At 67.5% G+C, this 26,463-nt stretch carries 17 protein-coding genes; 9 read left to right on the top strand and 8 right to left on the bottom strand.

The window, feature by feature from the left end:
* The first annotated feature begins 417 nt into the window (after nt 1-417).
* From ACFQ4H_RS05425 to ACFQ4H_RS05415, 3 genes are all read left to right on the top strand, one after another.
* On the top strand, nt 418-8,205 hold the full coding sequence (locus ACFQ4H_RS05425; RefSeq protein ID WP_377567593.1) for a ricin-type beta-trefoil lectin domain protein: 7,788 nt from the start codon (nt 418-420) through the stop codon (nt 8,203-8,205).
* A gap of 2 nt (nt 8,206-8,207) precedes the next feature.
* The gene (locus ACFQ4H_RS05420) at nt 8,208-8,531 is read left to right on the top strand and encodes a hypothetical protein (RefSeq protein WP_377567591.1); all 324 of its coding nucleotides are present in this window, start codon (nt 8,208-8,210) and stop codon (nt 8,529-8,531) included.
* 576 nt (nt 8,532-9,107) lie between these two features.
* The gene (locus tag ACFQ4H_RS05415) at nt 9,108-9,527 is read left to right on the top strand and encodes a hypothetical protein (RefSeq protein ID WP_377567589.1); all 420 of its coding nucleotides are present in this window, start codon (nt 9,108-9,110) and stop codon (nt 9,525-9,527) included.
* 213 nt (nt 9,528-9,740) lie between these two features.
* Here the strand turns inward: ACFQ4H_RS05415 and ACFQ4H_RS05410 are convergent, their stop codons facing one another.
* Both ACFQ4H_RS05410 and ACFQ4H_RS05405 read right to left on the bottom strand, forming a co-directional pair.
* The gene (locus tag ACFQ4H_RS05410) at nt 9,741-10,490 is read right to left on the bottom strand and encodes a protein phosphatase 2C domain-containing protein (protein WP_377567587.1); all 750 of its coding nucleotides are present in this window, start codon (nt 10,488-10,490) and stop codon (nt 9,741-9,743) included.
* A gap of 31 nt (nt 10,491-10,521) precedes the next feature.
* Nucleotides 10,522-11,460, bottom strand: a complete 939-nt coding sequence (locus ACFQ4H_RS05405) for a hypothetical protein (protein WP_377567585.1) — start codon at nt 11,458-11,460, stop codon at nt 10,522-10,524.
* A 229-nt stretch (nt 11,461-11,689) separates the two neighbouring features.
* On the opposite strand from ACFQ4H_RS05405, the gene ACFQ4H_RS05400 reads away from it, so the two are divergent.
* The 3 genes from ACFQ4H_RS05400 to ACFQ4H_RS05390 are packed head-to-tail and all read left to right on the top strand — an operon-like array spanning nt 11,690 to nt 16,108.
* Nucleotides 11,690-12,574 (top strand): AAA family ATPase, encoded by an 885-nt coding sequence (locus ACFQ4H_RS05400; RefSeq protein ID WP_377567583.1) that lies wholly within the window; start codon nt 11,690-11,692, stop codon nt 12,572-12,574.
* A gap of 49 nt (nt 12,575-12,623) precedes the next feature.
* The gene (locus ACFQ4H_RS05395; protein ID WP_377567581.1) at nt 12,624-13,736 is read left to right on the top strand and encodes a vWA domain-containing protein; all 1,113 of its coding nucleotides are present in this window, start codon (nt 12,624-12,626) and stop codon (nt 13,734-13,736) included.
* Nucleotides 13,733-16,108 (top strand): CHAT domain-containing protein, encoded by a 2,376-nt coding sequence (locus ACFQ4H_RS05390; protein WP_377567579.1) that lies wholly within the window; start codon nt 13,733-13,735, stop codon nt 16,106-16,108. The genes ACFQ4H_RS05395 and ACFQ4H_RS05390 overlap by 4 nt, the downstream gene beginning before the upstream one ends.
* Here ACFQ4H_RS05390 and ACFQ4H_RS05385 read toward each other — a convergent pair.
* On the bottom strand, nt 16,096-17,655 hold the full coding sequence (locus ACFQ4H_RS05385) for a CATRA conflict system CASPASE/TPR repeat-associated protein (RefSeq protein WP_377567577.1): 1,560 nt from the start codon (nt 17,653-17,655) through the stop codon (nt 16,096-16,098). The two genes, ACFQ4H_RS05390 and ACFQ4H_RS05385, sit on opposite strands and share 13 nt — an antisense overlap.
* On the bottom strand, nt 17,645-18,004 hold the full coding sequence (locus tag ACFQ4H_RS05380; RefSeq protein WP_377567575.1) for a CATRA system-associated protein: 360 nt from the start codon (nt 18,002-18,004) through the stop codon (nt 17,645-17,647). Before ACFQ4H_RS05380 ends, ACFQ4H_RS05385 begins: the two co-directional genes overlap by 11 nt.
* 192 nt (nt 18,005-18,196) lie before the next feature.
* Here ACFQ4H_RS05380 and ACFQ4H_RS05375 point away from each other — a divergent pair, with 192 nt between their 5' ends.
* The 3 genes from ACFQ4H_RS05375 (at nt 18,197) to ACFQ4H_RS05365 (ending at nt 22,348) form a co-directional block, all read left to right on the top strand.
* Nucleotides 18,197-19,546, top strand: a complete 1,350-nt coding sequence (locus ACFQ4H_RS05375) for a hypothetical protein (protein ID WP_377567573.1) — start codon at nt 18,197-18,199, stop codon at nt 19,544-19,546.
* 505 nt (nt 19,547-20,051) lie between these two features.
* Nucleotides 20,052-20,675, top strand: a complete 624-nt coding sequence (locus tag ACFQ4H_RS05370; protein WP_377567571.1) for a TetR family transcriptional regulator — start codon at nt 20,052-20,054, stop codon at nt 20,673-20,675.
* Nucleotides 20,672-22,348 (top strand): carboxylesterase/lipase family protein, encoded by a 1,677-nt coding sequence (locus tag ACFQ4H_RS05365; protein ID WP_377567569.1) that lies wholly within the window; start codon nt 20,672-20,674, stop codon nt 22,346-22,348. Before ACFQ4H_RS05370 ends, ACFQ4H_RS05365 begins: the two co-directional genes overlap by 4 nt.
* Here the strand turns inward: ACFQ4H_RS05365 and ACFQ4H_RS05360 are convergent.
* The 4 genes from ACFQ4H_RS05360 to ACFQ4H_RS05345 all read right to left on the bottom strand — a co-directional run bounded on the left by ACFQ4H_RS05360 (nt 22,345) and on the right by ACFQ4H_RS05345 (nt 26,462).
* Nucleotides 22,345-24,024 (bottom strand): putative bifunctional diguanylate cyclase/phosphodiesterase, encoded by a 1,680-nt coding sequence (locus ACFQ4H_RS05360; RefSeq protein WP_377567643.1) that lies wholly within the window; start codon nt 24,022-24,024, stop codon nt 22,345-22,347. The genes ACFQ4H_RS05365 and ACFQ4H_RS05360 overlap by 4 nt on opposite strands.
* Before the next feature lie 94 nt (nt 24,025-24,118).
* Nucleotides 24,119-24,928 (bottom strand): SAM-dependent methyltransferase, encoded by an 810-nt coding sequence (locus ACFQ4H_RS05355; RefSeq protein WP_377567567.1) that lies wholly within the window; start codon nt 24,926-24,928, stop codon nt 24,119-24,121.
* Nucleotides 24,929-25,130: 202 nt separating this feature from the next.
* Nucleotides 25,131-25,703: a hypothetical protein gene (locus ACFQ4H_RS05350; protein ID WP_377567565.1), complete on the bottom strand. Its 573-nt coding sequence runs from the start codon at nt 25,701-25,703 to the stop codon at nt 25,131-25,133.
* A gap of 90 nt (nt 25,704-25,793) precedes the next feature.
* On the bottom strand, nt 25,794-26,462 hold the full coding sequence (locus ACFQ4H_RS05345) for a response regulator transcription factor (RefSeq protein ID WP_130460771.1): 669 nt from the start codon (nt 26,460-26,462) through the stop codon (nt 25,794-25,796).
* Nucleotide 26,463: the final 1 nt, after the last annotated feature.

The following is a 26,463-nucleotide window of genomic DNA, read 5'->3' as shown; positions in this document are numbered from 1 at the left end:
TAGGAGGACGCGGAAAGGCAACCCTGTCCGGCGGACCGCCGGGCAGAACGCGGGCACACATTGGCACGGCCAGCGGCGCCCGTCTATCCCGAGACCGTTATGAATCCGAGACATTCACTCATTGATCATCAAGGTGGTATGTCCAAAAAGGAGGCTAGATGTAGGTGTTATGGCATTGCGAGATGTTGTATCTGGCGTGGCTTTGTCGACCTTGTGGCAACTCTTGCTATTTGGGCGTACTAGCCCCGAATGCTGTTATGGCATAGATCACTAGAGTCTCGACCCGCTCACTCTCCGTGATTTGAGAGAGATTCGGTACTGACTGAGAATGCTCGCGCACGTGCCGTAGCGGCCCGTGTCTTCGCGGATGTCCGCACCGTCTCTTTCGTCTTCGCACCTGGGTGGGAGTCGACACCAATGCGTGGTACCGGTTTGCTGTCCCGGCGGTCGCCTGGCCGAGGGACTCCGACGCAGTCAGGTCGTCGGTGGGCGCGTCCTGCACGTACCGCACTGGTCGTGGCACTGTCCATGACGCTGACGGTGACGGGTCTGCCCGGCGCGGCGTTCGCCGTACCCGGCCCCGGCATGGGGCGTGAACAGGCCCGGGTCGACCTGCCGGACATCCCGCAGAGCGAGCGGGTCGGCCAGGACGAGAGCGCCGAGACGAACCTGACCACCGCCGACCCGGTAGAGGTGGTGCCGTACGAGCCAGTGGCCGTCACCCCGTGGCAGCAGGACACCGGTGCAGTGGACCTGACCGGCGTCGTACCCGGCGACACCAGGCCGGTCGACGACCTGCCGGTCGCCCTCGGCGTACCGGTCGATGGTGACCCGACCGCCCTTGCCGGCACCTGGACCGTCGACCTCGCCGCCCCCGAGGCGTCCCAGGACGCCGGCGTGCCGGGGCTGGTTATGAAGATCACGCCGCCGGCCACCGCCGACCCGGCTGCCGAGGTCGCCCTCAGCGTGGACTACACGCCCTTCGCCGATCTGTACGGTCCGCAGGCGGCCGACCGCTTCGGCGTCATGCTGCTGCCCGACTGCGTTTACGACGACCCTGACGGCGGTGACTGTGCCACCGGTGGCGGTACGGGCACCGCCCAGGCCGTGTCCAGCGAGGTGAAGCTGGTGCCGGCCGCGAAGGCACCCGCACGCGTCACGGCCGCCCGGAACGAGTCGCAGCGCCGGATCGTTCTGGGCCGGGTGCCGGTCGGCGCACTGCTCGACGCCGGAGGCGCTCCCGCCTCGACCACCAGATCCTCCACGTCGAGCACGGGCGCGAACGTCGTGGGTGTGCTGGACACCGGGGCCTCGGCCGCCGGCGACTTCACCGCCACCCCGCTGCTCTCCTCGGGCTCCTGGGCCGCAGGCTCCTCCTCCGGCGCGTTCACCTACTCGTACCAGGTGCAGGTGCCCGAGACCGCCGGCGGGCTCATGCCGAAGGTGGCCCTGTCGTACTCCTCGCAGTCGGTGGACGGTCGCACCTCCGCCAGCAACAACCAGGCATCCTGGATCGGCGACGGCTGGGACTACAGCGCGGGCGCGATCACCCGTAGCTATGCCAACTGCCGGGAGGACTCGAAGAAGGAGGGGTCGAACAACAAGGAGCACCGGACCGCTGACCAGTGCTGGGGCTCCGAGAATGCCACGCTGTCGCTCGGCGGAATGACCACCGAGCTGGTGTGGGACGCCGCCAAGGGGGCGTGGTTCACCGCCAACGGTGACGGCTCCAAGGTCGAGTTGGTCAAGGACACCACAAAGGCCAACGGCGACGCGGACGGCGAGTACTGGATCGTCACCACCCGGGACGGTACCCGCTACCACTTCGGCCTCAACCGCCTGCCCGGATGGTCCGACAGGGGCACTGCGGACGACGACCCGGTCACCAACTCCGTGCTCACCGTCCCGGTGTACGGCAACCACCCGGGCGAGCCGTGCTACAAGGCCGGCAACTGGGCCGGCTCTGCCTGTATCCAGGCCTGGCGGTGGTCCCTCGACTACATCGAGGACGTCCACGGCAACGCGATGAGCCTGTGGTGGGCCAAGGAAACGAACTACTACGCCCGGAATTTCAACTTCAAGGACCCGGTCCCGTACGACCGTGGCGGCTACCTCACCCACATCGACTACGGGCAGCGCAAGGACAACATCTTCTCGGCAGCCGCCCCGGCGAGGATCACCTTCACCGTCGAGGAACGCTGTTTTGCCGACGGCTCCCTCACCTGCACCGAGGCCAACTTCAGCAGCAAGGATCCCAACAAGTACCGCATCTGGTACGACACCCCGGCTGACCTACGTTGCGCCGCTGGCCAGAAGTGCTGGAACGCCTCGCCGTCCTTCTTCACCCGGAAGCGCCTGGACAAGATCACCACGTCGGCGCAGCGGCGTACGGACACGACCGCCCGGCAGACCGTGGACGAGTACCAGCTCACACAGTCCTTCCCGGTCCTGCGGACCGGTCCCAACACGGCTCTTTGGCTGGAATCGATCAAGCGGACCGGCTACGGCCGCGAGGGTACGAGCGCCACGCTCAACCCGGTGCGCTTCGAGCCCAACGCCGAGGACATGCCGAACCGTGTCACGGACGACGAGCGCCCCGGCTTCTCCCGCCTGCGTATCGCCCGGGTCATCAACGAGTACGGCGGCGAGACCGTCATTACCTACAAGCAGCCCGTCGACGCCTGTGCCACCGGCGTCGGCCTGCCCGGCAAGGGTGACACCGCTGCCTTGAAGGCCAACAACCGGCTGTGCTATCCGAGCTTCTGGCACCCGGATCCGGCTGTGGAAGACATCGACTGGTTTCACAAGTACGTTGTCGACAGCGTCGAGGAACTCCCCAACGTGGACGGCGCGCTGAGCACCGTCACCCGGTACGCCTACACCAACGCGGGTTGGAAGCTCGCCGAGCAGGAGTTCACCAAGAAGTCCACCCGCACCTACTCCCAGTTCGCTGGCTTCGAGCAGGTCACCGTTCGTACCGGCACGGATGATCCGGACATCGGCGGAAAGCAGACCAAGTCCGTCACCCGCTACTTCCGTGGCATGGGCGATACCGTGCCAGTGGAGGACATCACCGGCACCGAGATCGCCATGGACGCCGAGCCCTTCGCCGGCCGCGTCGCCGAGGAGCTCACGTACGCCAGCGCCGACGACGCCGACGAGGAGTGGCTCACCCGCAGTGTCACGTATCTCGAGGCACGTGAACTCGCCAGGCGTACCCGCGACGACGGTCTTAGCCCGCTGCGCTCCTGGCGGGTCACCGAGCCGCGCCAGCTCTCGTACACCAAGTCCTCCGGCACCGGTGACGACGAGCGCACCTTGCGGATCGTCGAGACCAAGACCACCTTCGAGGCCACGTACGGGCTGCCCACGCACATCGAGTCCCTTGGCGACACCGGCAAGACCGGCGACGAGTCCTGCACGCTCATCGAATACGTTCACCAGACCGACAAGAACCTCATCGGGCTTACCAGCCAGGTCCGGACCAGTCCAACGACCTGCGCCAACGTCGACTTCAATGTCCTGACGACGTTGAGCGCCGCCGGCCGCGTCGCCTATGACGGTGCCGCGTACGGCATGCCGCTGGCCAACGACACGCGCGGCCTGGCCTCGCATACCTGGTCACTGAAGGCCGACGGCTCCGGCTTCCAGCCCGACGGCAGCACCAGCTTCGACGCGATCGGCCGCGTGGTCTCGCGTACCGACGTGGACGGCAAGATCTCCAAGATCACCTACGATCCGCCCACCGGCCAGGCCTTCAAGGTCATCGAGGAGAACTCGCTCGGTCACAAACAGATCCAGGAACTGGATCCGGGCCGCGCCGTCACGATCAAGACCACCGACCTCAACAACCGGATCAGCGAGGCCAGGTACGACCCGCTGGGCCGGCTCGTCGAAGCCTGGGCACCCGGCCGTACCCCATCCAGCACGGCTATTCCGGACTTCCGGGCAGAGTACGCCACCCCCGCCGGCAAACCTCCGTACATCACCACCTTCAGCAGGGGGCACGAGAACCGAACCGAAGTCTCCGTCACCCTCTACGACGGTCTCGGACGTGAGCGGCAGATCCAGGAACAGGCCACCGGCGGTGGCCGGCTGATCACCGACACGCTGTACAACAGCTCCGGCGAAATCTGGCAGACCAACAACGCGTACCTCGCCGACGGGTCCCCGGTCGGCACGCTGTTCACGCCACTGGCGGACAGCGTCGTACCCAACATCACCCGCTACACCTACGACGGCCTTGGCCGGGTGACCCGGGAGTTGCCCGTCCTGCGCGGTGTCGAGCAGCCGACGCGGGCCACCAACTATGCGTACGGTGCCGACCACTCCACTGTGATCAACCCAACGGGGGCGGCCTCCTACCGGCTGTACACCGACGCCGTGGGTCGTACTACCCGGGTGGACACCTTCACCGACGCGGCCCGCACCGAGTTCACCACGATGCGGTACCAGTTCGACGCACGCGGCCAGATGGTGAAGGCCACCCACTCCGCGACCCCGGCTCATCATTGGACCTGGAGCTACGACCAGCGCGGCCGATTGGTGACCACCACCGACCCGGACACCGGCACCACCAGCTTCACGTACGACCACCGGGACCGGCAGCTGACCGCCACCAACGCCCGTAACGTCACGACCTGGAACGGCTACGACGAGCTGTCCCGCCCGACGCAGCAGCGGCTCGGCGACAGCAGCGGCCGGCTCTTGGCCGAGTACTCCTACGACACCGTCCCGGGCGGCAAGGGCCTGCCGGCCACCGCGACCCGGTACAACGACGACCTGCCGTACACGCAGACCATCGGTGGCTACACCGACGACTATCAGCCAACCTCCAGCATCCTCACGCTGCCGCAGTCCGTCGCCGACACGTGGGGCCTGCAGACGTCCTACAGGTACGACTACACGTACACCGACACCGGCCTGCCCGAGTCGACCACCCTGCCCGCCATTGGCGCACTGCCCAGCGAAAAGGTGCTTTTCCGCTACAACAAGGATGGCCTGCCGCTGTCGGTGTCCGGTAAGGACTGGTACGGGGCGGAAACTGTCTACTCGCCGTACGGACAGGTGTTGCGCTCCACGCTCGGCGCGCAGCCGTACCGGGTGTGGACCATGGCCTCGTACGACGATGCCAGCGGTGCCCTCACCGACCAGCGGGTCTACCGTGAGCAGGCCGGAGACGCCAGCATCGTCACCGGAAACCTTGTTTCACACCGCTCCTACTCCTATGACGCCGCTGGCAACGTCACCGCGATCCGCGAGGGCTCCGTCGGCATCCAGGAGCGGCAGTGCTTCACATATGACCAGCTCGGCCAGTTGATGAAGGCGTGGACGGCTAGCGACCAGGTGTCCTGTGGCGCTGGTCCGGTCGGCGCGAACGGTGCCGTGAACGTGGCGGCCGGGCCGGATGGCGCGGGCTACTGGCAGGAGTACGAGTACGACCTGCTCGGTAACCGTAAGAAGCTGGTGGAGAAAAACCTCGCCGGCGACACCGCGAAGGACGCGGTTACCACCTACACGTACGGCAAGGCCGATGGCAGCCAGCCGCGCACCCTGACCAAGGTGGCCAGGAACTACGTCACCCCGGCCGGGGCGGCGGTCACTGCCGAGGCGGAGCGGCTGTACGAGTTGACCGGAGAGACCAAGTCGGTCACCTCCATTCAGAATGGCGACCAGCAGAAGCTGACCTGGACCCACGACGGTCAGGTCGAGCGGATCACCGGTGCGGGCAGCAAGGGCCGGACCTCGTACGTGGGCGTGGCAGACAAATGCCTGGACCTCACTCACGGGCTCGCCGAGCCCGCCCGCCCGATCCAACTGTATGCATGCAACGGCACAGTTGCGCAGAAGTGGACGTTTACGCCGGCCCCGAACCAAGCCAATGCCAACCTCGGCACCCTCTCGATCTACGACAACTGGTGCGTCCAGCCGACCGGCACCACGGCCGGGTCGGCGCTGCAGATCCAGCGGTGTGACGGTTCGGCCGTTCAGCAGTTGGAACGTTCGGCTACGGGCCACCTCAAGCACTCGGCTTCCGGTCTCTGCCTGACAGCCAAGGACGGGGGCACGCCCTACTCCACCCCGATCGTGCTGGCAGAGTGTGACGCGGCTGCTGCAGCGCAACAGTGGCGGGCGCAGGACGAGACCCGGCACATGTACGGACCCGGCGGCAATCGCCTGCTGACGGTGCAGGGCCAGCAGGCCACGCTGAACCTGGGCGAGGCGCAGGTGACTGTGCAGCCGGGCGGGGTGTTGGTGAACAGCCAGCGCTCGTACGCGGCTCCGGGGGGCGCGGTGCTGCGCTACGCGTACGGGACTGGCGATGCCAAACTCGCTGCTCTTGCCGGGGACCATCAGGGCAGCCCGTACGCAGAAGTGTTGCTTGCCGACACGATGTCGACGCGGTTCCGGAAGCAGGATCCGTTCGGGAACCAACGGGGTGCTGCACCGCTCGGCATGAACCTGCAGACCAACGCCGGGTTCCTTGGTGCGATCCAGGATGATGCCTCCGGTTACACCCCGCTGGGGGCGCGGTTGTACGACCCGGTGGTGGGGCGGTTCCTGTCTGCCGACCCGGTGTTGGACCTGGCCGATCCGATGCAGTCCAACGGGTACGCCTACGCGCACAACAACCCGGTGACGCATTCGGACCCGACTGGTCTGTCGGTGTCGCTGACCCCTTCCGAGTTGGCGGCGGCGTTGGCGGGCGCGGGTCTGACGGCGGCGCAGGTTGCCGAGGCGCAGGCGAACATGGGCCGGTCGTTGATGTCGGTGATCATGGACGCGGCGTGGTCCATGTTGAAGGACTTCATCGGCATCAACGATGCGATGAACTGCTTCGCCGGTGACATGTGGGCCTGCGGCAGTTTGATCATCGGGGCGGTCCCGTGGGGGAAGATCGCTAAGCTTCCGAAGATTGTGAAGGCCATCGATCGTACGATCGCGGCGATCCAGGCGTGGAAGGCGGCAAAGCGGGCCGCTGAGGCGGTGTTGGCAGCTGCTCGGGCGGCCGAGGCTGCCGCGCTGAACGCCAAGAAGTTGGCGATCGAGCGAGCGAAGAAGGCTGCGCAGGCGGCGAAGAAAAAGGCTGCTGACAAGGTCAATACGATCAGCAACAAGGCTTCCAACGCGGCGAAGAAGACCGGTAATCCGGCCCAGAAGCAGGCGCAGGCCAAGTCCAACCCGAGGGGTTCATCTGCCGCCTCCAGCGGTGCCGGCGGAAAGTCCGGCGGCGGTGCTGGCAAGGAGTCGAAGCCTGGTGGTTCCTCGGGTGGTTCCGCGCGCAGCAACGGCGGTTCCAGCGGCAGCGGCGGTGCCGGGCGAGCGGACGGCGACGGCGGCTCTTGTCTCAACAACAGTTTCGTTCCTGGTACCCCGGTGCTCCTGGCCGACGGCTCCACCAAGCCGATCGAGGATGTCAAGCCGGGCGACGAGGTCGTGGTCACCGATCCGGAGACCGGCCAGACCGAGGTGGAGACGGTCACGGCGGCGATCACCGGCGATGGCGTCAAGCACCTGGTGAAGGTTGTCATCGACACAGACGGTGACCAGGGGGCGGAGACGGCCGAGGTCACCGCGACTGACGGGCACCCGTTCTGGGTGCCGGAGTTGGACGAGTGGGTCGACGCTACCGACCTGCAGTCCGGGCAGTGGTTGCAGACCAGCGCCGGCACCTGGGTGCAGATCGCCGCAATCGAACACTGGAGAGTCCCGCAGGCCACCGTCCACAACCTCACCGTTGCCAACATTCACACGTACTACGTAGTTGTGGGCGATGCGCCAGTTCTCGCCCATAACTGTGGCAAGAGTCTAAATCTCGGATCCGGCGACAATCCAATGGCAGGTGCAATCAATGTCGACCTCCAGTCGGCATCCGGTGTCGATGTGCGAGCAAGCGCCAACGCACTGCCGTTCACAGGAGGCACTTTCGATGCGGTTCACGCGATTAATCCTCGATTCAATGCACTAACCTCGGAAGTGGCTCGGGTGATGCGCCCTGGTGCGTTGCTGACGATTTCGGCTTCGATGTCAAACAAGTTTAGGCCCCGCAACATCTCGGCTAAGCAGTTGGCTGACATGGGATTCGAACTGGTATCGTCTTCTGGTGATCTTGATGCGGCGCATCTATTTGGTGTAATGAAGCGAGAGGATGGGGGCATCATCGATCCGAGTAAGCTGCGAACGTGGGTTTATCGGAGGTTGTAGTCATGGACATTGAACAGGTGATGGACTTTTTAGTGGAGCACAGGGCGCCGAACCTTCCGCCGGAGGCGCTGGCTGAAGTGTTCACGTCCCTATCGTGGTGCCTTAACGACGAAGCGAAGATGATGGCGATCGTACGTAGGTGGCTCAAGCTCGATGATGAATACCGTGTAGCGGTGTCGCTGTGGATGGACGACATATTTCCAGCGGATTCGCGGCAAGGGCTTGTTGCGCTTGCTGCCGATATTAATATGCGGTTTCCGGCGCTTGCTGAGCGGGCTTCTGACTGGATACGTAGATGGGATAACGCCTATGGGGAAAGTCTCTAAAAGATCACATTTTATTCTTGTCGAGTCGGTGGAGCTCGTCGTTGTCTCGCTTGTCGGCGAGATTGAAATGAGCTTTCACTAGTGCCTTGCCCTCGAATATTGATCGTGTAATTCGTTGGTTCTGGGGATTCGTCAGGAAGGCTGTCTCCCGACGCATGAGAGTGGGAGGTAGTGGCCAGTGGGTAGACGACCGGAGGTGTTCGTCCGGCATGTGTCGATGGCCGAGGGGCAATGGTTGCAGCTGTGCTGGGCGGTCGTGGTGCTGATGTCCGTCCAAGGGGAGCCAGCGCCGGATATGTTCACCTATGTCGGCCAATGACTTAGTGTTTCGACCATTTGTTGCTGACGCAGGTCGGTATCCAGCGTCGTTGCGGCGATTCCTCAGCACGGAGTGATCGCTTCAGCGTAGTGGAGGCGAACCTGGCGGAGCAGTCCAAAGAATCCGCCACGGGCGGTTGCGGCTTCGCGTGCTGCTGAAAATTCACGAGTGCTTGCTAACTTCGCAAAAGGTGCCATCAGGCATAGATGGTTGAGGGGCAACGGTTGTAGCGGATCACCCGCACGGCAAAGGACCCGGTGAAGCTGCGGCGGGCGATCGTGGTCCTGATGTCCGCCCAAGGGCAGCCGGCCCCGGACACCCGTGACCAGGGCGTCCGGCATATGATCGCCGCCCTGGACCTGACCACCGGGAAACTGCACTACCGCATCCGCGACCGCAAACGGTGGCGCGAGTTTCTGTCCTTCCTCAAAACCCTGCGCCGCCGCTGGCCAGATCAGAAGCTGTATCTCTACGCATCGTGGCTGAACTGGATCGAGGTCGAGTTCGCCGCCGTCCGCTACTTCACCCTCAACGGCACCGACCACCGCAGCCACCACGAGCAGAACACCGCCATCGGCGACTACATCCGCTGGCGCAACCAACACTCCCGACCCAAATCCGGATTCGCGGTCAACTCCAAGATCCGCCACCCGGATTACCCGTTCGAGGCTGCATGACGAGGCACTAGCGGGCGGGGTATTTCTGCGTCATTATAACGACGCCTCCTCATCCTGAGTGACGAACTTCGACGCGGAGTAGGGGTGAGAATCGCCTGCATAATTGTGGTCGTTAACTGGGGGAGCAGTGTTACATGGTGAGAATCTTCCAGTGCTTGAGGCTCGGGATGGTCACCACGAGCGCGGATCGCGGGTGGCAGGCTGCTGGCCTCTCTAGAATTCGCACAGGGCCAGGGTTGCGTCGTCGAACTGTTTGCCCCGGTGGCCCGCCGCGGCTGGTTGCCCGGTCCGTTCAGCGGCCCGTACCGCGTCGAGCACGCCGCGCGGTCCGGCCGTATCCAGGATCGAGAACACGTCCCGCCAGCTCCGTCCGAACCGTTCCACAAGCCGCGCAGCACCGTCGGTGAGTACGGCTACCCGGCGTACGTCGGAAAGTGGCGTGCTGCCGGTCAGCGCGTGTTGGGCCGCATCGGGGTTGGTGGACGCGACCCAGAAGCCGCCCGGTGCGTTACGTAGCCGGGCCACCGTGACGGCGTCGTACGCCGGGAGTCGGGCGGTCCGGTCGTCGGTGACCACCCGATAGCCACTGTCCACGTCGAAGACGATCGACGAGTCACACAGGACGAAGTGGTCGATGGTGTCCGCGCGGACCCGTAGCATGGCCACGGTTGCCGACGGGCTGTCCGGATTGTCGAGGTCACAGCTGCCCCCGTGCCGGGTACGCAGCACCGCGATCGCCTCCTCGGCGATCCCGGTCAGCGACTCGTCCCCACAACGAGACAAGAGGTCAGCGAGGAGCATGCCCAGCGTGCGTACCAGCCACGGCACGTCGTGCACGCATCCGTTGTCCAGGTGGGGCAGCGGGGTGACGCCGTCGAGTACGACCACGAAGCTATCCGAGGCGACCACGTAGTCCTGGTTGTCCCGCCCGGGGCACGCCTCGGTGGCGAAGCTGACATCCATCGTCACTGCCCCCAGAGCAGTCGCCGGGGTCTCAGAGCTGTACGTGCAGCGTCTGCCGCTGGAGAGTGTGCAGCGACCGGATGGCGGACCGGAGTTCCTGGAGCAGTTCGCCCGGGTGTGACGGTCCGTTTGGCCAGGCACCGAAGCTGCGGGTGTCGAACCCGACCGTGTCGATGCCACAGCGGTGGGGGAGGCCGAGCACCCGGATCGCCTCGGCGTGCTGGAAGGGCACGTAGAGATCGGTGGTGACCAGGAGCACGCGGTCGGTGGCGGCGGGGCGGGTGACCAGTTCGGCCCAGCCCGTGAGGGTGTCCGGGGTGTTCGCCCGCTGGCCGGGGCGGGTCGGTGGTGCGGCGACGACGTTGATCCGCCGACCGTCCGAGGGATAGCTCCTGACCCACCAGCCGTTGCCATCCGCGGTGGTCCCGGTACGGGTGACGACCTCTTCGGCCGACGGGAATGCCTGCCGTACCGCCGTCAGCATGGCGTCGCCCTCGGTGACGATCTCCGGGTCGGCCGGTTGGTTTCCGGGGCGCGCCGGCAGCTCGCGGAGGCTGCCCAGCCCGGTGACGGTGCCGGTTAAGGTGCCGGTGGAAAGTAGCTCGGCGGCGAACTGGGCCCGCGCGCGGCCGGTGATCCGGCCGCCGCCGAGGACCAGGACGTGGTCGTAGCGATCGAAAGCCGGGCGCTGCCGTCCGGCGAGCCCGAGGGCCGGGGCGGCGGCCTCGATGAGCTTCCGCGTGGCATCGTCACGCTCGACGTACCTGGCGTCGACACGTTCTCCGCCGGCGCGGGCGTCCCACACCATCGAGAAGTCTTCCAGGTACGCCAGGCGAGCGTCCACGTCGCCGGGCGGAAGGTCGCCGCCGAAGGCGCGGACCAGGGCGACCATGGCCGCCGAGTCGATCCACTGCGCGATGTCGTGGGCCAGTGCCTCGGGTGCGGCACCGCCGACCGGCCATGCCGGCAAGCGAACGATCGGGAACTGCGTCATTGCATGACCGCTGTCGTTCCGGGCGCCAGCGCGGCGGTGAGATCGATGCCGTGACTCATGGGCGTCACCCTACCTTCCAGGGTGGACTATCACGGTAGTGGATGGAGAGATCTTTTGTCGGTTGCGCGGAGAATGGGAAGCGGGACACCCGGAACAAGCTCATCTCTTTATCGACAGTGTCCGATCACGAAGGCATACTTGGCGGATGGTCGCACCGCACCTGTCGAGCGTGGCGGCCCTTGGTCAGGCGTTGGAGAATGTCGGATATCTGCCAGGAGACGGTCTTGCGGCTGCTGTCTTCCTCGCGGTAAGACTGCGCCGTCCCCTCTTTCTGGAGGGTGATCCCGGCGTAGGGAAGACCGCACTCGCCCAGGCGATGTCGCAGATCCTCTGTGCCGACCTGGTCCGGTTGCAGTGCTACGGCGGAATCGACGCGTCCCAGGCGCTCTATGACTGGAACTTTCCCCGACAGATTCTGCACCTGCGGGCCACCGGCGAACTGGTCGACGTGGCGGGATTGGTGAGTTCGCTCTACAGTCGCGACTTCCTGGTCCAGCGGCCAATTCTGCAAGCCATCGAGAACTGCCCCTCGGTCCTGCTGGTCGACGAGATCGATCGCGCCGATGACGACTTCGAGGCATTCCTGCTGGAGGTGCTGGAGGAGAACGCGGTGAGCATTCCGGAGCTGGGCACGATCCGGGGAGAGGAGCCGCCGCTGATCATCCTGACCTCGAACCGTACCCGGGAGGTCCACGACGCGCTCAAACGCCGCTGCCTCTACCACTGGATCGCCCATCCGGACGTGGGTCGCGAGGTCGAGATCCTGCGCCGCCGGGTGGCCGACCTTCCGGAGCCTCTGGCGCACGATATTGCGACCGCGATGGCTCGGCTCCGCTCCGCCGACCTGGTGAAGACCCCGGGAGTGGCGGAATCACTCGACCTGGCGCGTGCCGTACTCGAACTCGGCGGGAGCGGCCTGACCCCGGAGATCGTCGACGCCACGCTCGGCACCGTCGCGAAACACCATGAAGACCTGGCCAGGGTACGCCGCGAACTCCTCTCCGGGCAGGGCCGGAATGTCCGGTCGTGACGGGGCAGGTACCACCGGAACCGACCCGATTCCCGACTTGATGGGACTGGTGAACGCACTCCGAGTCGCCGGCATCCAGGTCGACACCGGTCGCGTCCTCGTCGCGATGGACGCGCTCACCCGACTCGAGCCCCTCGACCGGACGGCCGTCTACTGGGGTACGAGGCTCACCCTCTGCTCCCGCCAGTCGGACCTGCCGGTGTTCGACGAGGCGTTCGCCAACTGGTTCGACGCTCGGGCGGTGGCGGAACCGGACAGTGCCGCAGCGGGAGCATCGTCCACCAACGGCGAAGGGCCGCCCCATGGCGAGGGGGTTCCGGTCGCCGAGCCGACCGGGGACATCACCGACCCAGCGGACGGCAGCACCGACCCGGCTCAGGCCACGATCGCCTCGGGCGCGGACGCGACCGTGTCCGAGATGCTGGCGCACCGCGATCTGCGTACCCTCACCGTCGCCGAACGGGCCGAGTTGGACGCGTGGATCGCCCTGCTCGGCGCGGTCGGCCCGACGTACCGGTCGAGGCGCCAGCGGGACGGTGGTCGGCGGACGATCGACGGAAACCGCACTGTCCGCACGATGATCCGTAACGGCGGCGAGCCCGCCCACCTACGCTTCCGGCGTACGACACCCAAGCCGCGCCGACTGACCCTCCTCATCGACGTCAGCGAGTCGATGCGGGTCTACCGGGAGGCGTTCGTACGGTTCGCCCACGGTGCCCTCTCGGCCCGACCGGCGACCACCGAGGTGTTCACCCTCGGGACCCGGTGCGTACGCCTCACCCCGGCGCTGCGGACGCGTGACCCGGATGGCGCGATGCGTGCGATGGCCGAGTTGGAGTCCGGTTGGGGCGGCGGCACGTTGCTGGGCCGTACCCTCCGGGACTTCCTGCGCCAGTGGGGCGGGCGGAACGTCGTCCGGTCGGCGTACGTCGTCATCGCCTCCGACGGGTACGACTTCGGTCCGGTGGTGATCCTGGCCCGTCAGGTGGAGCGACTGTCCCAACTGACCCGGCTCCTCGTCTGGGCCAATCCCCAACAGGGCTGGCCCGGTTACCAACCGATGGCCCCGGGGCTGCTGGCCAGTCAGCGGTTCGTAGACCGGAACGTGGCCGGGCACAGCTTCGAGGCACTGAGTGAACTGGCGGAGTTGATATCTCGATGACCGGTCCGTCCCTCCACGTCAGCCGGGTGCTGGCCCGAGACGACCTGCTCCAGTTGGCGGCGGACGCGGATGATGCCGTCGGCATCGTCCGCCAGCGGAAGAGCCTGGCCCGTAGCGCCGAGAGCGGGCTCGACGTGTTCGCCGTGGCACTGCGGCACTACCTGAGCGGGGTCGAATCGAGACAGTGGGCGATCCGAGCCCGGGCCTGGTCGTACGCGGGCACCATCGTGTGCTTCTGCGACCTGGTCGGCATCCCGATCGAGACGCCGTACTCGGCCCAGGAGATGTACGCGAGCGCCGCCCGGGAGCTGACGGAGAACGTGATCGACGGCAGGCGGCTGGACCGGGACCTGACCCTGGGTGTCTTCAACACCCACCGGATGGCCCGGAATCTGCGGTTGACCGGCCGGTACGCCGAGGCGCTGAACCTGGTGGTGGTTCCGCCGACCGACCTGTTCGGTACGGGGGCGGAGCCACACTGGGGGCACTACCTGTTCGAGTTCGGCGCCTGTCTCATCTCCAACGGGCAGGCGGCGCAGGTGCCGGACGCGTTGGGGGAGCAGCGGAAGTACTGGGAACGGACCCGGGCTGCCAGCTTCTCGACCCGGCATCGCTTCGAGTTCGTCCTGGCCCTGGCCGAGTGGGAACGGGGGGAGCCGGCGGAGGCGCTGCGTGGTCTGCGGGTGGCGTCCGACCGCCTGGGCCCCGACGACCGGCCACGCAACCGGGCGCTGGATGCGCTGCGTGCGTCGCTGGACGAGGCGCGCGACGTGCAGCGGTTGTCGGTGACCCTCGGACTGGCCGAGTGCCTGGTCCTGGGGGAGCCGACCGAAGCGCGGCTGCGTGAGGTGGTCGACCTGGGCGGCCAGGCACTGGAGGTCGCGGAACAGATCCGTGGCCGGTGGCGTGTGATCGCCCGGTCCCGGACCCCGTTGGCAGTGGCGTTCCGCCGGATCTACGGCGACATCGCCCTGTTGGCGTCGCGCCTTCCCGGACCCGATGCGGCGGCACTCGGTTTCCGGGTCTCCCTGTCGGCGAAGCAGACCGGCTTCGCCAGCCGGGTACGCGAGGGACGGCTTCTGATGAGCCCGCATGTCGGGGGACTGCTGGAGGAGATCGTCGACCTCGAGGATCCGCCGGCGGATACGTTGACGGCCGGTGACCGGGCGTCCCGGGACGAGAAGCTGGAGCAGTTGCGGGTCCGGATCGAGGAGGAGGTGTCGCCGATGCTGGCGGACACCGTCCTTCCCGTACCCACCGAACTGCATCGCCTGGTCGAGGTGATCGGCGAGCGACACGCCGTGGACTTCGTCGCGCTGCCGGACAGCCTGAGCGGGCACCGGAAGAACTGGTTCCGGGCGACCATCCAACCCGGTCGCCAGATCGGGTTCGAGCGGTTCGAGCCCGGCCCCGCCTATGCAGCCTTCTTCGAGGGCGGGAGCAGTGCGGGCAGCGAGGGTGACGGAAGCAGCGGAAGCAGCGGGGTCAGCGAGGGCAGCGGGCGAGGACAGGATCCATGGCTCGATCGGCTGGAGCAGGCGACCGCGACGGAGCAGCCCGACTGGCGGGGCCTCGCCCACGAACTGCTGCCGGCAGCCCTGCTCGAGGAGGTACGCGCCAGGACGGTGGCCGATCCGGTGGAGTTGCTGATCTCCGCCCACTCCGCGTTGAGCCTGTTGCCGTGGGCGGCGCTGCGGATCGACGACGCGGGTACGCCACTGGTCGAACGGGCGGTGATCGCCCAGTGTCCGACGCTGACCTGCCTGTCGTACCGGCGACCGCCCGTGGTGACCGGTCCCGTGCTGGTCCGGCTCGTCTCGGCGGCCGAGGGCGGGGTGAACGTCGACCAGGAGCGGCTGGCCTGGGACCTGGACGAGGACCAGGGGCGGGTGCCGCTCAGCCGGTGCGCGGCGGACCGTGGTTCGTCGCCGGTCGTACTGGATGCCGACGTGCCGGCGGCCCTCGCGGATCCGACCGCCGGCTGGGGGTTCGTGCATGTCGCCGCGCACGGCGGTGGCCAGGGACTGGGACAGTACCTCCAACTACCCAGGGAACTCACGGCGGCGCAGGCTTTGGGAATGAAGTGGCCCGCCTCGGTGCTGATGGCGTCCTGCCACGTCGGGCGGTTGGTGAATCCCGAGGACGCCGAGCCGTTGAGTTTCGTCATGGCGCTGCTGACCGGCGGCTCGCAATGCGTGGTCGCCGGCATGGACTGGATTCCTGACGTGTGGACCGGTCGGGCGGCCGGGCGGATCGTGGACGCCGTACGGGACGGAGCCGTCCGTCTGGACGTTGCGCTACGGGCCGTCCAACTCGGCTCCGCCCACCAGCCCAACGCCAGATGGGCGTTGTTGAGCGCCTACGTCCGATGATCCTGTTGGGGTAGCTGGCCGCGTACCGGGCCGTTGGCGGGCCGCGCCCGCCGAGGTCGCGGGATCAGCCGCCGGGCGGTGGACGGGCCGGGCCGTCGTGAGCGTAGCCAGACGGCACCGGCGAGGAGCGACCCCAGCCCGGCGCTGGTCAGCAGGGCCCACCAGGGGTGGAGCGGACGGTGGAGGACCAGGTGTGCGAGGGCCTGGGCGCCGAGCCAACCGGTACTCGCGCCGAGTGCACTGGCTGCCAGGTAGTCGACCGCCCGCAGGGGCAGATCACGTGGCACCCGGCGGGACAGTCGCAGCACGATGGTCGGCAGGGCCAGGGCGAGCGCGCCGAGGAAGGCGATGATGGGCAACTGGAGTACGCGCGGGAGGGGCAGGACGGTGCCGAAGGCCTGCACCGCCGCGAGGATCATCAGGATGGAGCTGATGACGGACGCCTGGACGAGTTGGAGTTGCTGCTGGTGGGTGCCGAGACCACGCTGGACCGCGACTGCGGTCAGGGCGGAGATCTTCTCGGCTCGATCCTGGGAGATCTCCAGGTAGGCGATGTCGTCGGCCAGCCGCTCACACATCGTCTGCGCCAGGGCCAGGTCGGCAGCGAGTGGCCCGGGGACCGCCGGGTCGAGTGAGACGGTGGCGCGCAGGTTTGCCTCCGCCGCCTCGACGCCCCGAGCCGTCCTCCGTAACTGGGCGAGCGTGAAGATGACGCCGTGCGTGCGTACCTGGAGGTCGGTGAGGCTGGCGTCGGCCGCGACCAGTTGGCCCGGTGCGGTGGTCGCGGACTTGTGCAGCTCCAGTAGCTCGTCGACGGCATCGTCCATGTTCAGTCGCAGCCGTCGGATCGCCGTAGCGCTCGCCCGATGGTCGTCATTCTGGTAGCGGAGCTTCGCGGCGTCGAGTAGGTATTGGACGAACGGCCCGAGCTCCCGGTCTCCGGGGGTCCACGCGAAGGCGTCCAGCGCCAGTTCCGCGCTCTGCTCACCGACCAGGACGAATCTGCGTTGCCGGGTACGGGTCGTCGGCACCTCCCAGATCAGGAATCCCTCGGTCGTCCGCGACCGATGCCGGGTCCAGGCGCCTTCTCCGACGTCGGGGAACTCACCGCCGAGTGCCTTCTCGATCGCGGCGATCGTCTCCGGGTCGAGTGGTGCGTCCACCAGTCCCACGTAGACCCGGGCGCTACCCAGGTGGTCCACGCCCGGGGCCACCCGATCCAGCGGAGCCAGTTCGCTGTCCATGGCGGCCCAGGTGCGGGCCGGATCCTGCGGTGCCAGTAGCACGGTGAGGCAGGCGGCATCGCCGGTGCTCGACAGTGCCGCCTGGTGCACCGGTACGTCCTCGGTGGACCGCTTCGCGTAGCCGAGTACGGCCAGCCCACCGGTGGGTACGTCGACGCCGAGCGCCATGGTGCCGCTGTCCGTGTCCGACCGCATCTCCAGGGTGGCGACGAGGTGCTGCCAGGTGTCGAGCAGGGCCGGGGTGACGGTGGGTTGGTCGAGTCGCGTGAACTCGTGCGTCAGCAGGGCGCGACTAACGAACATCCGCACCACTCGGTCGGGTACGGCCGCTCTGACCGTCCCGGTCGATCCGGGTGATCACGTCGGTGATGAGGGGGATCACCTCGTTGATCCGCGGCTCGATCCTTCGGGGTGCGGCGGTCAGCCTCGGGTCGTCCATGCTCATGACCGGTGCCCGGGCCCCGGGCACGATCGCCTCGAACTGTTCGACGATGTCGTCGAGGTCGCGCAGATCCGGCGTGGTGAGCGCGGAGGCCAGGTCCTCCACCGCTCTCGCCGCACGCTGCCAATCGTCCGGAGTGAGCCGCCAGTTGTCGGCGGCTTCGAGGAGGTTTCTCAACATGACCAGGTCTCGGTACAGTTGTTTCGCCATACTCTCCCCATTGCGATGATCGCCTACGGTGAATGCTAGCAGCGCCGGTCAACGTGGACGTGTGCGTTTCCCGGTGGGATGCCGATATCGGGTGTAGTCGGATGTCGGACGAGGCTGACCCGGCTATTGAGGTGGCTGCTTGAGTCGACGAGTATTGCTGGACCTAATCGAGTGGGGAAGGGTCGAACCGTCGTGATGAGTGTCGAGCAACTCCGCGATTACTGCCCGAAGATCCGCCGGAACCAACTGGCTGTCGACGAACATCTGATCACCATGATCGAGGCGGACGTCCAGGAGTACCGCAGCTATCTTCGCGAACCTCGGCCACAGCTGCCACCGGCGGAGTTGGCGGAGCTGCTGCCGTTGATGGGCTGGCTGATTCTGGAAGCGTCACTGTCGCGGCTGTGGGAGATAACGGCCGGCTACGAGGCGCTGAGTGGCCCGCAGCGGGAGCGGAGCGAGGCTGCCGTCGAGCTGATCGCGCGGGCTGCGGACGCCGCCCGGTCGTTGCCGTGGCCCGAGTTCGCGCCGCGGGCACTGGGGGCGATCCGCGCCCAGGCGCTCGCCGCCTCGAAACGGGACACCGAGAGTGGCTACGACGATGCCTGGATCCTCCATCAGGAGGCCAAGGCGAAGCACGACAGCTATCTGGACAGCCACGGCAGCGACCCGGCCAGCGAGCGCTACGTCCGTGATCTCGGCGAGGTGTTGTTGCAGCTCGCGTTGGCCGAGACGGGCACCGCGTGCCGTACGGCGGAACGCGTCCTCGGGCAGTGGGCCGAGGGAAAGGTGGAGGGGACCTGGACCGAGGCGGACAGCGCCCGCTGGACCCAGCGCATGTATCGCCAGTTGGCGGACGGAGCCGAGATCGGCACGCGGGCGTTGGCCATCGCCAGGGGGATCGAGGAGCGCTGGGGCTTCACGCACTACGTGAGCGAGGACCGCCTGGCGCTACAGACGAGCTATCGCCTGCCCGCGATCATGACGGCTCGGGCCATCCTGCTGATGGTCTCGATGGGCCCGGAGATGGAGGCGCTGGGCCGGCTCCCGGGGGACGGCTTCGAGAACTGGGCCGAGGCGAGGGGCGATCTGTTGAAGCGCTTCGAGGATGCCTATCGCTACATCGAGCGGCCGGCCCACAACGAGAACGGCGAGCCGTGGCCCCTGCTCGAGGACCACGAACGGTCGGTGGTCCAGCTTCGTCTGCACCTGGCGTTGCTGGCACCGGGGTACGACTTTGCCGCGAGGACCGTCTTCGATCCGTGTGTCGCGGCCAATCCATTCGACGGCGGGGCGGTGACGGTGATGTCGAGCTGGCTTGCCGCGACCGGTGACCAGGGCAGGCAGCGCGGGGACGCGAACGTGATCGGCAGCGCCACCAAGCCGAGCTTCATCCGGTCGGTCGAGGCCGTACGCAGGGCCTTCGGCGGGTCGAGCGGGTACGCCGAGTGGCGCCGCGAATGGTTCGAACTCGACCGGTACTGCGATGCGGACGGCCGTCGGGGCCGGGTGGACCAGGCACTGGCTGAGGCCGACGGCTGATTCCCTCGGTGCGTTCGACAATCACCCGGTAGTTCACTTGTACGGCTACGCTTCAGGTCGATATCCATTGGTGGCCTGATTTCCGGGAACGGATGGTTGGAATTGTCATCCGGTTGCGGCTGGCGGGGTGGAAGATTTCGGAAGCTGCGACATTTTCCGGTGGATGAACACCCGGGTTGCTGTGTGCTGGGCCTGGGCGATTCCGGGTAGTAGCCAAAAAGATGGCATGGTGGTGGCGACGGCGGCAGCCGGTCATCGACGAGCAACCGCTGGCGGCCGGTCGTACGGTCGTGCTGATCGCGCACTGGATGGCGAGCGCAGAGCGCGGACCGGATCCACGTCCTCGACCACGGGGCGTCGATCGACGAGGGCGGGCACGACGAGCCGATGGCCCTCGGGAGCACCTGGGCCAGCCTGTTCAACCTGTTCGGCCTCCAGGCCGACGCCTACCGGGCAGTGTCGGAAACCGGGTAGCGCTCTTACCTGCTCGTGGTAGCTTTTACTCGTGCAAGTAAAAAGTCAGCCACCGAACCGTCGAACCGTCACCAACGAGGCCCGGCGGGCACAGATCATCGCTTACGCGATCGAGACCATCGCCGAGCTGGGCTACGCCCGAGCGTCCTTCGCGCAGATCGCCAGGCGCGCCGGGCTCAGCAGTACCCGACTGATCTCGTACCACTTCGCCGGCAAGGACGAGCTGATGGTCGAGGTGATGCGGACGGTGCTGGCGGAGTTCGCGGCGTTCGTGCAGAGCCATGCGGTGGCCGACACCGTAGCCGGAGAGTTGCGTGCCTTGATCGAGGCCAACGTGGACTTCATGCGCGACCATCGCGCCCACCTGATGGCTCTGAACGAGATCGCCGCCAACGCGCGTGGCACCGGGGAGGTCGCCGCGCAGACGGCTGCGATCACCGAGTCCGACCTTGCCGGGCTGGCGGAACTCCTCCGTCGGGGACAACGCGCCGGCGAGTTCCGGGAGTTCGACACCCGGGTCCTCGCGGTGGCGGTGCTCGCGCTGCGGGACGCGGTCGTCGCCCAACTCGCCAAGGAACCCGAGTTGGACCTCGCGCCCTACCGGCGCGAGTTGGTGACGCTGATCGAGTTGGCAACCAGGAAGGAGACGTCATGAGAACAACGGGATATCCGAGCGCGCTGGCCGCCGTACTGGCCGGGCTCATCGTCACGACCACAGCCACCGCCGCACCGGCGGCAGGCGGTAAGGAGGCCAGGATGGACAGCAACGACAGCGCCGTGGTGCGCACCGAGGGTGGTCCCGTGCGCGGCCGGCTGACCGGCGAGCACCGGAAGTTCCAAGGGATTCCGTACGCGGCACCGCCGACCGGTGAGCTGCGTTGGCGGGCGCCGCAGCCGGTCGTACCGTGGCGAACGCCCCGGGACGCCACCGAGCCGGGCAGCCCGTGCCCGCAACTCCCGTCGTCCTACGCGGACGTGCGCAGCGTCGACGAGGACTGCCTGTTCCTCAACGTGACCGCGCCACGTGACGCGCCGCGCGGCACCCGTAGACCCGTGATGGTGTGGATCCACGGCGACGGTGCGGTCGGAGCCGGGCACTTCTTCGATGCCGACCGGCTGGCCGCCGACGGCGACACCGTCGTCGTGACCATCAACTACCGGCTCGGTGTCTTCGGCGGCTTCGGCCTGCCCGGCCTCACCGGCAGCGGGACCTTCGGCCTCCAGGACCAACAGGCGGCGCTGCGCTGGGTACGCCGCAACATCGCGGCCTTCGGTGGCGACCCGCGTAACGTCACGCTCTTCGGCGTCTCCTACGGCGCGACGGCCACCACCGCGCACCTGACCGCGCCGGGATCCGAGGGCCTGTTCGACCGGGCCATCGTCGAGAGTGGCTTCGCCCTGATGGACATGCCCGCCGAGTCGATGCACCCGGGTGGCGAGGCACTGCCCTGGTGGGCCTGGCGGCCCGAGTCCGAGGTCGCCGGGATCGGCGCGTGGGTCGCCGGTGAACTCGGCTGTGACCCGGCCGACCCGGTCCGGGCCCTGGCCTGCCTGCGGGCCCTGCCGGTCGAGAAACTGCTGGAGTTCCCGCAGGTCATGAACATCTTCCAGTCGATGGCGTACGGCGGCCGGACCCTGCCGGAGCTGCCCGCGCAGGCGCTGCGGGCCGGACGGTTCCACCGGGTGCCGGTCGTCTCCGGGGCCACCCGCGACGAGCACCGTACGTTCGTCGGGCTGTTCCGGGTGCTGGCCGACCAGCCGGTCTCGGCTGCGGACTATCCGAAGCTGCTGGCCCGGGCGTTCGGGGCGGAGCAGGTACCGATGATCATGCGGAGCTACCCGTTGACCGATGCCGAGTCGCCGAGCCTGACCTGGGCCAGGGTCCTCACCGACCGGCTCTGGGCGAAGTCCACCTTCGAGCAGAACCAGTTGTTCGCCACCCGGATGCCGACCTACGCCTACGAGTTCGCCGACCCGACCCCACCGGTGTCGCTGCCGTTTCCACCGGACTTTCCGCCCGGTGCCTACCACGCCGCCGACACGGCGTACGTGTTCCGGGACGAGCAGTTCACCTCGGCCGCCAGCCCCGGTCAGCTCCGGCTCTCCGATCGGATGATCCGCTACTGGAGCAACTTCGCCCGTACCGGTGATCCGAACGGCCCCGGACTGCCCCGCTGGTCGCGTTTCGATGGCCGGCAGCCGGTGCCGTACGTCCAGTCGCTGGCACCGGACCACCTCGGCCCGGTGGACTACGCCGCGGAGCACCGCCTGGACGTCTGGACCGACCCGTATCGGCCGGGTACGGACACCGGCACCGACGGCTCCTAGGGCCGGTCCTGGTCCAGCCGCTCGGTGATCCGGGCGGCTGGCGCCGGTCTGCCCAGGTGCCAGCCCTGGCCCGCGTCGCAGCCGATGGCCCGTAGTCGTTCGGCCTGGGTGGCGGTCTCCACGCCCTCGGCGGTGACGGTCAGGCCGAGGGCGTGGCCGAGGGCGACCATCGTGGCCAGGATCCGTTCGTCCACATGGCTGGCCGGGTCGTCGGCCGGAGCCCGCAGCCCGGCCACGAACGAGCCGGCGACCTTCAGCTCGTTGACCGGCAGATCCCGCAGGTAGGCGAGATTGGAGTAACCGGTACCGAAGTCGTCGATGGCGATCCGGACGCCGAGGTCGGCCAGGGTGTGCAGGGCCCGTACCGGCTCGCCGGCCGTGGTCATCATCGCGCTTTCGGTGATCTCCAGTTGCAGCCGCTCAGGGGGGAGACCGGTCTGTTCGAGGACCCGGCTGACCTCGTCGACCAGCCCGGCGTCGTGCACCTGTCGTACGGCGAGGTTGACACTGACGAACGGCGGGGACCCGGCCCGACCCGACCAGGTGCTGGCCTCCCGACAGGCCTCGGCCAGCACCCAACCCCCGAGTCGGACGATGAAACCGGTCTCCTCGGCCAGACCGATGAAGCAGTCCGGGCGTAGCACTCCCAGTTCGGGGTGGCGCCAACGGACGAGCACCTCGACGCCGACCACCCCACCGTCGACCAGCGAGGCCAGCGGTTGATAGTCGAGATAGAACTCGCGCCGGTCCAGGGCGGCGGGCATCGCGGCGGAGAGCGCGTACTTGGTCAGTTCCCGCTCGTTACGGTCGGGGTCGAACAGTTCGCATCGCCCCCGACCGGAGGTCTTGGCCCAGCGTAGGGTGATGTCGGCGGCCCGCATGAGGTCGCTCGGGGTGGCCCCTTCGACCGGACGCTCGACGATGCCCACACTGGCGGTCACGCTGAGGATGTGGCCGCCGACGTACGACGGCTCGCGGATCGCGGTCAACGCCGCCTCGGCCACCGCCACCACGTCGTCGGTGCTGGTGGTCTCCTCGACCAGGATCACGAACTCGTCGCTGCCCAGCCGGGCGACGAGGTGCCCATCCACCCCGTGCCGCAGCCGTTCGGCGACCGAGACCAGCAGCAGGTCACCCACCTGGTGACCGCGGGTGTCGTTGACCTCCTTGAACCGGTCGAGGTCGATGAAGCAGACACCCAGTCGGGATCCGGAACGGTCCGACCGGGTGAGGGCCGTGGCCAGCCGTTCGGTGAAGAGCGCGCGGTTGGGCAGATCGGTCAGCGGGTCGTGGGTGGCCTGGTGCCGGAAGCGGGACTCACTTTCCCGGAGCGCCTGTTCGGCCTCTTCCCGGGCGACCATTCCCGCGCGTCGGATGGACTCCTGCTCGTCGAGCGTACGGTCGCGCAGGGCGCGGGCGTAGCCGGTCGCGATGGTGGCCAGCAGCCTGGCCAACCGGTCCTCGACGTCCTCACCGGAGAGTCCGAGGTCGCGGAGCAGTCGCAGGTGGATGACCTCGATGGTGCGGCCGAGCCCTTCGGCCGAGGCGATGTGGTTGACGACGAGTTCGGTGCCGACCTTGTGACCGATTCGCGGGTCGAACGGTTCGGCATGCAGCGCGTAGGCGAGCCGCTCGGTCAGGTTCCGCAGGAACTCCTCAAGCTGTGCCTGCGTCATCGGCAGGTAGCTGGTGTCGGTCACCGCCTTGGCCCAGGCCCGGGCGAAGGCACCCGTTCCCGGCCGGGCCGTGGCCGTCGCCGGCTCTTCCTGGTTACTCACCGAGCCGTCCCACTCCACCGAGGAATACCGCACGTTCGGCGTGCTCAGCGGCGTCCGGGTAGTCCGGTCGCCACTGTGGCACCCAGACCACGCCCGGAGGGACGAGGTCGAAGCCGTCGAAGAGCTTGGTCAGCTCCTGTCGGCTCCGGATGATGAGGTGGCTGTCGGTGCGCTGGTAGACCTGCTCGGCGTCCTGACGTTCCTGATTGGTACGACCGTCGGCACTGGCCTGGGAGAGGGTCAGGTAGCTGCCGGGTGCCAGTGCTTCCCGGATGGTGCGCAGGATGCTGCCGGGGTTGTCCGAGTCGGGGATGAAGTGCAGGACCGCGATGATCATCACGGCGATCGGCTGGTCGAAGTCGAGCAGCGCCCGTACCTGCGGATTGGCCAGGATCCGGTCGGCCCGGCGCAGGTCCTCCTGTACGACCGCCGCCCGGTCGTTTCCATTGAGGATTTCTCGGCTGTGTGCCACCGCCACCGGATCGACGTCGACGTAGACCACCCGGGATTCGGGTGCGATCCGCTGGGCGATCTCGTGCACGTTGCCGACCGTCGGGATGCCCGAGCCGATGTCGAGGAACTGTCGGATGCCGGCGTCGACCAGGAACTGCACCGTACGGCGGAGGAAGGCCCGGTTGGCCTGGGCCATCAGGGGTGCTTCGGGGACAACGTCGATCATCGCCTGGGCGGTCGCCCGGTCGACCGCGAAGTTGTGTGAGCCGCCCAGGTAGTAGTCGTACATCCGCGCCACACTGGGCCGTTCGATATCGATCTTTTCCGGTGCCCAGTCCGGCCGCTGCATTGCTGCCCCTTTTGCCGAGAATGCGACGCTTGTTGCCTGGCAGGTATTCCCCGGTATTCTGCCCGCCACGTGCCCGACTATCCAAGCATCGAAGATTCATGGATGCCGACAGATGCGTGAACTGGGGTTGACGTCGTGGGCGGAGCCGACGTCCGCCTGGGTTCGGTTCCCGCGGTTCAGTTCCGCTCAGTTCCGTCGGGGTTCAACCCTCGGCGGGCTCGTCCCAGAGCGGCGCAACAAACTTGCCGTTGCGGTGGGTGACGATGACGCCGTCCCGAACGGTCAGGATCTCCGTCGGCTCGTCGTCCTCGTGCCAGCGTAGGTAGCCGAAGAACCGCCCCCGGCCGTGGCAGCGCCTGGCCAGCCAGTTGAACAGCCTGGCCACGTTGCCGTGGGAGTCGGGATGGATCTCCCATCGGCACGTCAGTGCCCACCGTCCGCCGTGGGCATCGTCCTCACGCAACAGGGTGGATCCGCCGTGGGCATCGTCCTCACGCAACAGGGTGGAGAGGAGCACGCCCCCGGTCTTCCAGGCCACGCTCGGCGACTGCCCCCACACCGGCTGCGGGCGGTCCACCACGAGCCAGCCGCCGTCGTCGTCCAACTTCGGCTCGCCGGTGTCGTCGTCGAACACCAACGTCGGGAACCTGGTGATGATTGTGAGCTGCTCGGGTTGCGGGCCGAGACCGAGATGCCAGCGGATCTCGGCGACCTCGGCGTCCGACAGATCATCGGGCAGGTCCATGGAGACCATCAGCTCATGGATGTCAGCCATCGCGACACTGTACTTGATCTATGTCGACGGTCGGACGATCCATTGCTGCCGGACGGTTCCAGGAAGGTCACGTCCGGCAGTCGGCACAGGTCAGAACTTCGGTGCGTCGGGTGCTTCGAGCAGCCCCAGCCGCAGCGCGGTCATCAGGGCCTGGGCCCGGTTGGCCGCCCCCAGCTTCTCGTAGAGCTTCGAGATGTGGGTCTTGGCCGTCGACTCGCTGACGAAGAGCTGCTTGGCGATCCCGGCGACGCTCATGCCGTCGGCCAGCAGACGCAGCACCTGACCCTCGCGGGGGGACAGCTGCGGCCCGGAGGGAGCCAGCCGACGCTTCATCGCCTCGGCGAGATCGGCCGCGGTGAAGGCGCTCGGGGACGAGGCGGCGTGGCGGGCTGCGGCCACCACCTCGTCGGCCGGCGCGGTCTTGGGCACGAAGGCGCTGGCACCGGCCTCGAGCGCACCGAAGAGCTGGTCGTCACCGGCGTACATGGTCAGTACGACGATGCCCATCGTCGCGCTGGACTTGCGCAGCGCGCGGGTGGCCTCCAGGCCACTGCCATCCGGCAGGCGGAGATCCATGATCACGACGTCGGGTTGCAGGGCGCCGGCCTGCCGGACCCCCTCCGCAGCGGTGGCGGCCTCGCCGACGACCTCGAACTGCCGGTCGCGCTCGAAGGCGTGGCGCAGGCCCTTGCGGATCAGGTCATGGTCATCCACAAGCAGGACCTTGGTGCGGGTCGTCGGCGTGGGGCTGGTGGTCATG

It is taken from the genome of Micromonospora sonneratiae (genome assembly GCF_042679305.1).
Lineage (GTDB): Bacteria > Actinomycetota > Actinomycetes > Mycobacteriales > Micromonosporaceae > Micromonospora_H > Micromonospora_H sonneratiae.
Note: the sequence above shows the minus strand (reverse complement) of the source record. Positions and strands in the feature narration are given on the sequence as shown.

Excerpts from the sequence above, each read along its gene's own strand:
- ACFQ4H_RS05365 (WP_377567569.1), top strand. The coding sequence starts at position 20,672 with ATGAGAACAACGGGATATCCGAGCGCGCTGGCCGCCGTACTGGCCGGG.
- ACFQ4H_RS05420 (WP_377567591.1), top strand. The coding sequence starts at position 8,208 with ATGGACATTGAACAGGTGATGGACTTTTTAGTGGAGCACAGGGCGCCG.
- ACFQ4H_RS05400 (WP_377567583.1), top strand. The coding sequence starts at position 11,690 with ATGGTCGCACCGCACCTGTCGAGCGTGGCGGCCCTTGGTCAGGCGTTG.
- ACFQ4H_RS05380 (WP_377567575.1), bottom strand. The coding sequence starts at position 18,004 with ATGGCGAAACAACTGTACCGAGACCTGGTCATGTTGAGAAACCTCCTC.
- ACFQ4H_RS05360 (WP_377567643.1), bottom strand. The coding sequence starts at position 24,024 with ATGACGCAGGCACAGCTTGAGGAGTTCCTGCGGAACCTGACCGAGCGG.
- ACFQ4H_RS05355 (WP_377567567.1), bottom strand. The coding sequence starts at position 24,928 with ATGCAGCGGCCGGACTGGGCACCGGAAAAGATCGATATCGAACGGCCC.
- ACFQ4H_RS05345 (WP_130460771.1), bottom strand. The coding sequence starts at position 26,462 with ATGACCACCAGCCCCACGCCGACGACCCGCACCAAGGTCCTGCTTGTG.
- ACFQ4H_RS05385 (WP_377567577.1), bottom strand. The coding sequence starts at position 17,655 with ATGTTCGTTAGTCGCGCCCTGCTGACGCACGAGTTCACGCGACTCGAC.
- ACFQ4H_RS05410 (WP_377567587.1), bottom strand. The coding sequence starts at position 10,490 with ATGGATGTCAGCTTCGCCACCGAGGCGTGCCCCGGGCGGGACAACCAG.
- ACFQ4H_RS05390 (WP_377567579.1), top strand. The coding sequence starts at position 13,733 with ATGACCGGTCCGTCCCTCCACGTCAGCCGGGTGCTGGCCCGAGACGAC.
- ACFQ4H_RS05425 (WP_377567593.1), top strand. The coding sequence starts at position 418 with ATGCGTGGTACCGGTTTGCTGTCCCGGCGGTCGCCTGGCCGAGGGACT.
- ACFQ4H_RS05350 (WP_377567565.1), bottom strand. The coding sequence starts at position 25,703 with ATGGCTGACATCCATGAGCTGATGGTCTCCATGGACCTGCCCGATGAT.